The following is a 9,362-nucleotide window of genomic DNA, read 5'->3' as shown; positions in this document are numbered from 1 at the left end:
GTCGGGTCTGCTCGAGTTCTATTCGTCGACGCTTGCGGCATGGGGTTGGCCCGAGCACGCGCTGCCCGGCTACATCAAAAGCCACGTTCACCCCGATGCACTCGCCGACGATCAGGTGGTGCTGCTCTCGACGTTTCGGGTACCCACACAGGTGCATACCCGAACCGCCAACTCCAAATGGCTCGACGAGCTGGCCCATACGAATCCGGTGTGGATTCACCCGGCCGACGCGGAACGGTTCGGTATTGCCAAAACCGGTGAGCTGGTGCGGATCGAGACCGCCATCGGGCACTTCGTCGCCAAAGCCTGGATCACCGAGGGCATCCGCCCGGGCGTGGTCGCCTGCAGTCATCACATGGGACGCTGGCGCACCGCGGGCGAGCCGAACGGGGCGCGCGCCATGATGGCCACCGTCGACCTGGACCGCAACGGGCCCGCCTGGTCGATGCGAAGACTGCGGCCCGTGGAACCCTACACAAGCAGCGATCCTGATACGCAACGCATTTGGTGGGGCGACACCGGGGTGCACCAAAACCTCGTGTTCCCGGTTCAGCCGGATCCGATCTCGGGAATGCACTGCTGGCACCAGGCGGTGCGGGTGACACCGGCGGGCCGCGATGACCGGGCCGGTGACATCTGGGTGGACACCGCCAAAGCGCGCGACGTCTACCGCCAGTGGCTGGCGATGACGCGCACCGCGCCGACCGTCACACCCGATCGAACCCGCCGCCCGTACTGGCTGATGCGTCCGCTCAAACCCTCCGGCGACGCCTACCGGATCCCGGCCCGATGACCACGGCAGGCCTCATGGCGCCGGCTACCACCGACCGCTGCGAATTGCTCCGTGCGCTCGGTGCGGTCGCCCACTCGCCGCCGCCAGCGACCGATCGGGTGACCGACGCCCTGGGACTCCCCCGCATCACCGCCGCCGACCACACCGAGGCCTTCATACTGGCGGCGCTGCCGCATGCGGCTATCCACCTAGGCCCCGAGGGCAAGCTGGGCGGGCACGGGCTCGACCGGATCGAGGGATTCTGGCGCGCGGCCGGAGTGGATCCACCCGCTGACGCCGACCATCTCGGTGTGCTGCTGATGTGTTATGCCGGTCTGCACGATGCCGGCAATGACCATGATCGGTTCGTCGCCGACGCACTGTTCTTCGAACATATCTGGTCCTGGGCGCCGGGTTATCTTTGCGCCGTCGCGGATCTGGGCAGCGATACGATCACGGCGTGGGCCGAACTGGCCCTAGCGGTGCTGACCGAAGAGCAGCCGCGGGTGCGGGCGTTCGGCCAACTGCCGCTGGCCCTTCGCACCGCTACTGATCCACTGGACACCGATTGCGGATTCGACGAGTTGCTCGACGCCGTGGTCACACCGATCAGATGCGGAATGGTGCTCACCCACCACGCGCTGTCGGCCGGGGCAGCGGCTATCGGCGTGGGATACCGGCGCGGGGAACGCCGGTTCGCCCTGAAAGCGATGCTCGGCCAAGATAAGCGGGCCACGCTGCGGTGGCTCTCGGCGTACGCGCAAGCATGGGTAGTGCGTCACGGCGAGCGAACCGACCCAACCTCGCGGTGGTGGGCTGCCCGCGCCGAGTACAGTGCGGCGGTATTCACCGGCCTCGCTGAATCAGCGCCATGACCGAGCGGCGGATCGTTGCTTCTCAGGTGCGCTCTGCCGTAGAGAGCGTTGTCGACCCGGAACTTCGTTGTCGGCTCGGTGAATTGGACATGGTGCGGCACGTCGAGGTCGGCCGTCGCGGCCGGGTACGGGTCGATATCGCTTTGACCACCCCGAACTGCCCAATGTCCGAACAGATTCGGAGCGATATCACCGCCGCAGCCGACGCGGTCGTTGGGGTGAAGCGCTGCGAGGTAAGACTGTCGACGATGTCGCCCGACGAGCGCGACCGCGTCGCTCGCTACGCAGTCGACGGTCGCGCCAGCTCAGACCCGCGCGAAACCTACGCGATCGCCAGTGGAAAAGGTGGCGTCGGCAAGTCCAGTATTGCCGCAAATCTCGCTGTGGCGCTGGTTCGGCAGGGCCGTCGCGTTGGACTCATCGACGCCGACGTGTGGGGATACTCGGTGCCTCAGCTCTTCGGAGTGCACCGCGCGCCCGTCGCGATGAACGGGCGGATGCTTCCGGTTCACGCGCACGGCGTCGCCTTGATGTCACTGGGTTTCTTCGTCGGTCCCAACGAGCCGATCGTGTGGCGCGGTCCGATGCTGCACAAGGCCCTCACCCAGTTCGTCAACGATACCTTCTGGGGAGACCTTGACGTGCTGATCCTGGACCTGCCTCCGGGCACGGGCGACGTGACGCTCTCGGTGCTCGAGTTGCTGCCCGACGCCGCACTGGTAGCGGTCACCACCCCCCAACTCGCGGCCCGTTCGGTGGCCAGCAGAGTGGGAGCACTGGCCAAGCAGGTGCAGATGCCGGTCGCGGGCGTGATCGAGAACATGAGCGAACTGGTCTGCCCGCACTGCGGGCAGACCAGCGCGTTGTTCGGCGCCGGTGGCGGCGAGCAGCTGGCAGCCGAAATCGGTTGCGAGGCCATCGGACAGATACCTTTAGACGTCGAGCTTCGCGACTCCGGCGACCGGGGCGTCCCGGTGGTGGTCGCGCGTCCCGAAAGCGCCTCGGCGCTCGCGCTCTGCGCGACCGCAGCGCGTCTGCGGCCCGCACGGAGGCCATTGGTGGGCCGATCCCTCGGGCTTACCCCGATATCATGACCGATCCCATCGGCGAACCGACAGCGGCCCGCGACGGAGATCCCGGGTCAGGTGGGAGCAGGTCGGCGCCTCCCCGCAAGCGCGGCCCGGTCAGACTGGTCCAGCAGCGCCTGCCCTGGGGTCACGGAACAATGTTGCAGCCCAATGCGACCGGAGACGGCGATGCACCGCTCACGCTGAAATTCTGGCTGCTGATATTGGTCACCGGAGCCGCGGCGGGGTTGCTCGCTGACCTGATGATGCTGATCTTGTTCACCGCCGAGCACGTTGCGTTCGGCGTCAGCACCAAAGGCGGTGGATTTTCCGAAGCCGTCGCGCGGACCAGCGGGTGGCGACGGGTGACGCCGTTGCTGTTCGCCGGGGTGTTCGGCGGCGTAGCCTGGTATCTGCTGCGCCGCTTCACCCCCGGCAAGACATCAGCGGCCGACGAGGTGTTGTGGACCGGGGAAGGCAAACTCTCGGTGCGGCGCAGTGTGGGTACGTCGGTTATCCAAGAGATCGTGATCGGCCTGGGCGCATCGCTGGGACGCGAAGCCGCACCCAGACTGCTGGGAGCGGTCTCGGGAAGCGTGTTGTCCGACTGGGCCGGCATGTCGCGAACGCAGTACCGGCTCATGGTCGCCTGCGGCACCGGCGCCGGTTTAGCCGCGGTCTACAACGTTCCACTCGGCGGCGCGTTGTTTGCCGCCGAAGTCATGATCGGCTCGGTGAACCTGCCCGTGGTGCTGCCCGCGCTGGCATGCTCGGCGGTGTCCACCGTGGCGGCATGGATATACCTGCCGCGCCATGCGACCTATGTTGATGTACCTGATTACCCCTATGACATACGGCTTCTGGTGTGGGCGGCGGTGATCGGCCCGATAATCGGGATATTTGCCGCGGCGTACGTCTGGCTCATCGGTTGGGTTTCTCGACACCGGATCACCGGCCGGCCATCACTTTTCGCGCCGCTGGCCGCATTCTCGATGCTCGCGCTGATCGGGCTGGCGTTGCCGCAGTTGTATGGGAACGGCAAGGGCATGGCGCATGACGCTTTCCTCGGCCTGGGCAGCCTGGGCCTGTTGGCGGCATTGAGTGTGCTCAAACCATTGGTCACCGCAGGGTGTCTGGGCAGCGGTGCGTCCGGCGGGTTGTTCACCCCGGTGATGAGCACCGGCGCCGTGCTGGGTGGCTGCCTCGGGCTGGCATGGGGGTTCATCTGGCCGGGCAGCCCGCTGGGTGCCTACGCGTTGATCGGCGCGGCGGCGACGATCGGCTCCGCAATGCAGGCCCCGCTGGCGGGCTCGGTCCTGGTGCTCGAGCTCACGCACAGCGGGCTGGGCCTGACGATTCCGATGATTGTCGCCACGGTGCTCGCCACAGCGATCACCCACTGGATCGCCGGGCATTCCATCTATTCGGTGCGGCTCGCATCGTCACCGCCAGTTCGGACGTCAAGCGACGACGCCGCCCGGCGTGTTTGACGGTAGACGGCACTGTCATCCGACGGTGGGGCTAGGCTGGGCGAAGTGAAGCCAGCCGACAGACTGGGCATCGGGACGCGGCAAAGCGTGAACCTGGCCCTAGCCACCTGGGTCTCGACCATCAACTTCTGGGCGTGGAACTTGGTCGGTCCGTTGGGGACTCGCGACGCCGGGCGAATGTCATTGAGCAGCAACCAAGAAGCACTATTGGTAGCCACCCCGATCCTAGTGGGGTCACTGGGCAGAATCGTCGCCGGGCCACTGACCGACCGGTTTGGCGGTCGCACCATGTTCGTCGCCGTGTCCCTCGGCTCGGTCGGTCCGGTCTTGGCCGTCGGGGCCGCCTCAAACGCCGGGTCGTATCTCATGCTGGTGGTGTCCGCGTTTTTCCTCGGTGTGGCCGGCACGGTGTTCGCGGTCGGTATCCCATTCGCCAACAACTGGTACGAACCTGCCCGCCGCGGCTTTGCGACGGGGGTTTTCGGTATGGGCATGGTCGGCACCGCGCTGTCGGCGTTTTTCACCCCGCGGTTCGTACGGTCGTTCGGCCTGTTCAGTACCCATGTCATGGTCGCGACGGCGTTGGTGGCCACCGCCGTCTTATGTGTCGCGGTGATGCGAAATGGACCTTATTTCACCCCGAACACCGCTCCGGTGGTGCCGAAGCTCATCGCCGCGGCCAGGTCGCGGGTCAGTTGGGAGATGTCGTTTCTCTACGCGCTGGTGTTCGGTGGGTTCGTCGCGTTCAGCACCTACTTGCCTACCTACATCAAGAACATCTACGGATTCGCACCGGTCGATGCCGGTGCCCGCACCGCCGCGTTTGCGTTGGCCGCGGTGCTGGCCCGGCCTGTCGGCGGGGCACTGGCCGACCGCATCGCACCCAAGTACGTGGTGCTGGCCTCGCTGGCGGGGACCGCGGCGCTGGCGTTCGTCGCCGTCTTTCGGCCGCCACCGGATCTGTGGTCGGGTGCGACGTTCATCACGCTGGCACTCTCGCTCGGTATCGGCACCGGCGGAGTGTTTGCGTGGGTGACGCATCGCGCTCCGCCCGACTCGGTCGGCTCGGTCACCGGAATCGTCTCGGCCGCCGGCGGGTTAGGCGGTTACTTCCCGCCGCTGGTGATGGGCGCGACCTACGATCGGGTGCACAACACCTACACCGTTGGGTTGCTGCTGTTGGTGGCTACCGCGTTGGTCGAACTCGTCTACACCGTCGCATGTCTGCAGACCCACGAACCGGCGGGCGAAGGCACCGACGCCCCGCCGTGAGCACGAGACCACGCAATGTTATTTCGTCGGAATTTCCTCGGTAGCCGAATCCGAGCCAGCCGACTTGGTCCGGCCAGACTGAAACATGAATCTTGGCGGGCGCTGTTGCACTTTTTGCGGCCACCAGAACCAGCGTCCGAACAGCGCCGCAATAGACGGCGTCAGGAACGAGCGCACGATCAAGGTGTCGAACAGCAACCCGAGGCCGATCGTGCTACCGGCCTGGCCGATGGAGTGCAGGTCACTGGCGACCATGGACATCATCGTGAAGGCGAATACCAAGCCCGCCGCGGTGACGACTGAGCCCGTGCCGCCGATCGAGCGGATGATGCCGGTATTTATTCCCGCGCCGATTTCTTCTTGGAAGCGGGAGACCAGCAGCAAGTTGTAGTCGGATCCGACGGCGAGCAGGATGATCACCCCGAAAACGGGGGCGATCCAGTTCAGGTCCAAGCCGAAAAGGTGCTGCCAGACGAGGACGGTCAGGCCGAAGGCGGCGCTCAGCGACAGCAGCACGGTACCGACGATCGTGGCTGCGGCAACCAGCGCCCGGGTGATCAGCAGCATGACGATGAAGATCAGCGTCACCGCCGCCACTCCGACAATCAGGATGTCGTATTTCGCGCCGGTTTGGATGTCGTTGTAGACCGCTGCCGTCCCGGTGAGATAGAACTTGGCGCTGGTCAACGGGGTGCCCTTCACCGCATCGTGTGCGGCGGCGAGGACCGGCTTCACGAAGGAGATGCCCTTAGGAGTTGCCGGGTCCGCATCATAGGTGATGACAAAACGCGCGGCTCGACCGTCCGGGGACAAGAAGATCTTCAGGCCTTTCCGGAAGTCCGGGTTGTCGAATGCTTCCGGTGGCAAGTAGAAGTAGTCGTCAGCCTTCGAGGAGTCGAAGGCCTGGCCCATCGCACTCGCGGTGTCGGTCATCCGCGACATCTGAGTGACCAACCCCGAGAAACTGCTGTGCATGCTCAGCAGGCTGCCCTGCATGGACTTCGCGATCGCGATCATCGGGGAGAACTGCTCAACCATGTGCGGCAGCACCGTGTTCAGGTCGTCCAGATCGTTGAGCAGCGGCCGCATGTTCTCGCTGAATCGGTCCATGCCGTCATATGCGTCGAATACCGACCTGGCCGCCCAGCAGACCGGGATGTTGAAACAGTGCGCCTCCCAGTAGGTATAGGTACGGATCGGGCGTATCACGTCGTCGAAATCAGCAATATGGTCTCGTATCTCATCGACGATTTGCGTTATTTCCACCATGTGATCGGCCATGTGCTGGGTCGTGTCGCTCATCTGCCCGACCAGATCACGCAGGCGCGTCATGGAGTCGATCATGGCGCCCAGGTCATCGCTCATCTTCAGCATGTCGGCCATCCGGTCTTTCATGAATTGCAGGTTTTCCTGTATCGGGACCGCCTGCATACTGATCTGAAACGGTATCGACGTGTGGTCGATCGGGCTTCCCAACGGCCGCGTAATGCCTTGTGTTCTTTCCACTCCGCGTGTGCGGAAGATGTTCTTGGTGATCCTGTCGAGGATGATCATGTCGCTGGGATTCCGCATATCATGATCGCCTTCGATCATGAGAACATCGGGATTCATCCGGGCGGCGCTGAAATGGCGCTCTGCGGCATCGTAGCCGATATTCGAGGGAAGGCCACTGGGTATGTAGTAGCGGTCGTTGTAGCTGATCTTCATGCCCGGCACCATCAATATGCCGGCGAGCGTGACAAGCAGTGCTGCCACAAACACCGGCCCCGGCCAGCGGACGGTCGCGGTGCCGATACGCCGCCACCCGCGCCCCTCCACCCGCTTCGGATCGAGCAGGCCGTACCGGCTAGCGACGGCGACAACCGCCGGCCCGACCGTCAGCGCGCCTGCAATCACCACGAGCAGGCCCAGCGCCGACGGAATACCCAACGCCTTGAAATAGGACAACCGGGCAAAGTGCAGACACAATGACGCCCCCGCAATCGTGAGCCCGGAGCCTAAAATAACGTGCCAGGTTCCACGATACATCGTGTACCAGGCGCTTTCCCGGTCTTCGCCGGCCTGACGCGCTTCGTGATAGCGTCCGATGAGAAAGATCGCGTAGTCTGTTCCCGAGGCGATAGCCAGCGACGACAGCATGGCGACGACGAACGTCGAAAACCCCAGCAGGTCATAGTTGCCCAGCAACGCGACGAGCCCCCGGGCAGTGCCCATCTCAAAGCCAACCATGACCAGGGCCAGAAGCACGGTGCTGGCGGACCGATAGACCAGGGCGAGCATGGTCACGATGACCACGCCGGTCACCGCCATCATTTTGAACATGCTCTTGTCGGCGGCCTCGGTCATGTCCGTCGTCAGTGCGGCTTGACCGGTGACGTACACCCGGACCCCGGCGGGGGGCGGTGAGGCGGCGACGATCTTGCGGACCGCGTCGATCGACTCATTTCCCAAGGTGCTGCCTTGGTCGCCGGCCGTGTTGATCTGCGCATATGCGGCTTTGCCGTCCCCGCTTTGAACGCCGGCGGCGGTGATCGGGTCTCCCCATAAGTCCTGAATATGCTGTACGTGCCTGTGGTCTGCCTCCAGTTCTTTCACCAGGCTGTCGTAGTAGCGATGTGCCTGTGGGCCGAGTGCGTCGTTGCTTTCCAGGACCAACATGACCATGCTGTCGGAATCGAACTCTTCGAAAGTCTTGCCGATGCGTTTTGCGGCGATCATGGCCGGTGCGTCTTGCGGTGACATCGTTACCGCATGCGTTCTGGAGACCACTTCTATCTGCGGTACCAGAACGTTTATGGCAACCGTGAGAAACAACCAGGCGATGATGATCGGCCAGGCAAAGCTCCGCACGAACCGCATGAAGGCCGGGCGCGAGTCTGCTTGGCCGCTCATGCGGCCTTCACCAGACAAAAGACCTGCGCGTGGTGACCGTTAGAGTACTGCTCATCCTTGATATCACCATTGACCGTGATGCGACACCCGATGCCGTCGCCGTTGCCTTGGGCCACCACGTTGGCGATGACTGCGGGCTCTGTCGTCGCCATCGTGTAAACCCACGGCAGACTGCTGAAGTCCGCCTGCTCCGCCTGGCTGTCGGAATTCAGATAGCTCACACTCCCTGCCGCCCCACCAGGACCGAAAACCTCATACGTGACACGTTTGGTATTGATCGACTCGATCACGTCTGAGCCGCTGCCGGTCCACGAAAAAATCTCGTCGGAACCGAAAGCGCCACGGAGGTTGATAACGGCAACACTTCCGAGAGCAGCTGCCACCACGACAACGATCGGTACCCAAACCCGCTTGAGAAAGGTCAGCATTCAAGCCTCTCCATCTGTGACCGCGTCCCTGCGGAAGTCTGCCACAACAGCCGACCAGCCTGGCACCGCTATCATGTTTGCCTCCATCGGCCGTGCGCGCTCGTCCCAAAAGGGCCGCCTGCAGAGGTATACCATACCCCATAGGGTATATGCTAGCGAAGGGCTGCGCCCGCTAGTTGCAGTCCAACTTGCAGGACGCATCACAGATTCAGGCGGGCCAGGCTAGGCCGAGGCTAGGCCAGGCTCAGCCGCCGAGATCAGAGCCGGGTGTACAACTCGGTATCCTCGCCGAACTCGGTGAGCACGGCCTGCGTTAACGACGGGCGGGTTTCGCTGATCGCCCGGAGATAGTCCGACGTCTGCGCCGCTTCGCCGCGGCGGAACTCGATTTCGCGTTCGAATCCGAACTGCGCGCCCTTGCGCGCAGCGAACTCGATGTCCGCTGGGGTGAACATCGCGGTCTGGGCAACCAGTGCGTCAACATCGACGGTGTCTGCGGCCGAACCGAGAAATCGTTCCCACATCGCCGTGCGGGCCGTCGCATCCGGCGGGCCAATCGGAATGAT

The 9,362-nt window shown here is 64.1% G+C and carries 7 protein-coding genes and 1 pseudogene; 5 read left to right on the top strand and 3 right to left on the bottom strand.

The window, feature by feature from the left end:
* From AC2VON_RS00600 to AC2VON_RS00580, 5 genes are all read left to right on the top strand, one after another.
* Window positions 1–793: molybdopterin dinucleotide binding domain-containing protein (locus tag AC2VON_RS00600; protein WP_486951210.1), on the top strand; the 793-nt coding region annotated here is incomplete at its 5' end.
* On the top strand, window positions 790–1,647 hold the full coding sequence (locus AC2VON_RS00595; RefSeq protein ID WP_486951209.1) for a molecular chaperone TorD family protein: 858 nt from the start codon (window positions 790–792) through the stop codon (window positions 1,645–1,647). The genes AC2VON_RS00600 and AC2VON_RS00595, both read left to right, overlap by 4 nt.
* Window positions 1,648–1,673: 26 nt before the next feature.
* On the top strand, window positions 1,674–2,741 hold the full coding sequence (locus tag AC2VON_RS00590; RefSeq protein WP_486951208.1) for an Mrp/NBP35 family ATP-binding protein: 1,068 nt from the start codon (window positions 1,674–1,676) through the stop codon (window positions 2,739–2,741).
* Window positions 2,738–4,204 (top strand): chloride channel protein, encoded by a 1,467-nt coding sequence (locus AC2VON_RS00585; protein ID WP_486951207.1) that lies wholly within the window; start codon window positions 2,738–2,740, stop codon window positions 4,202–4,204. Before AC2VON_RS00590 ends, AC2VON_RS00585 begins: the two co-directional genes overlap by 4 nt.
* A gap of 45 nt (window positions 4,205–4,249) precedes the next feature.
* Window positions 4,250–5,476, top strand: a complete 1,227-nt coding sequence (locus AC2VON_RS00580; RefSeq protein WP_486951206.1) for an MFS transporter — start codon at window positions 4,250–4,252, stop codon at window positions 5,474–5,476.
* Window positions 5,477–5,494: 18 nt separating this feature from the next.
* On the opposite strand, the gene AC2VON_RS00575 is transcribed toward AC2VON_RS00580, so the two are convergent.
* The 3 genes and pseudogenes from AC2VON_RS00575 to AC2VON_RS00565 all read right to left on the bottom strand — a co-directional run.
* Window positions 5,495–8,368, bottom strand: a complete 2,874-nt coding sequence (locus AC2VON_RS00575) for an MMPL/RND family transporter (protein ID WP_486951205.1) — start codon at window positions 8,366–8,368, stop codon at window positions 5,495–5,497.
* Entirely contained in the window at window positions 8,365–8,796 is a 432-nt protein-coding gene (locus tag AC2VON_RS00570) for an MmpS family transport accessory protein (protein ID WP_486951204.1), read from the bottom strand. The genes AC2VON_RS00575 and AC2VON_RS00570 overlap by 4 nt, the downstream gene beginning before the upstream one ends.
* A gap of 257 nt (window positions 8,797–9,053) precedes the next feature.
* Window positions 9,054–9,362: pseudogene (locus AC2VON_RS00565) on the bottom strand (AAA family ATPase); the annotation flags it as partial.

This window comes from Mycobacterium sp. TH-M82, from assembly GCF_057473605.1.
This window is presented reverse-complemented; position numbering and strand designations above follow the sequence as displayed.

Bases quoted from the DNA above. Each gene is read 5' to 3' on its own strand.
- AC2VON_RS00595 (WP_486951209.1), top strand. From the start codon at position 790: ATGACCACGGCAGGCCTCATGGCGCCGGCTACCACCGACCGCTGCGAA.
- AC2VON_RS00585 (WP_486951207.1), top strand. From the start codon at position 2,738: ATGACCGATCCCATCGGCGAACCGACAGCGGCCCGCGACGGAGATCCC.
- AC2VON_RS00575 (WP_486951205.1), bottom strand. From the start codon at position 8,368: ATGAGCGGCCAAGCAGACTCGCGCCCGGCCTTCATGCGGTTCGTGCGG.
- AC2VON_RS00570 (WP_486951204.1), bottom strand. From the start codon at position 8,796: ATGCTGACCTTTCTCAAGCGGGTTTGGGTACCGATCGTTGTCGTGGTG.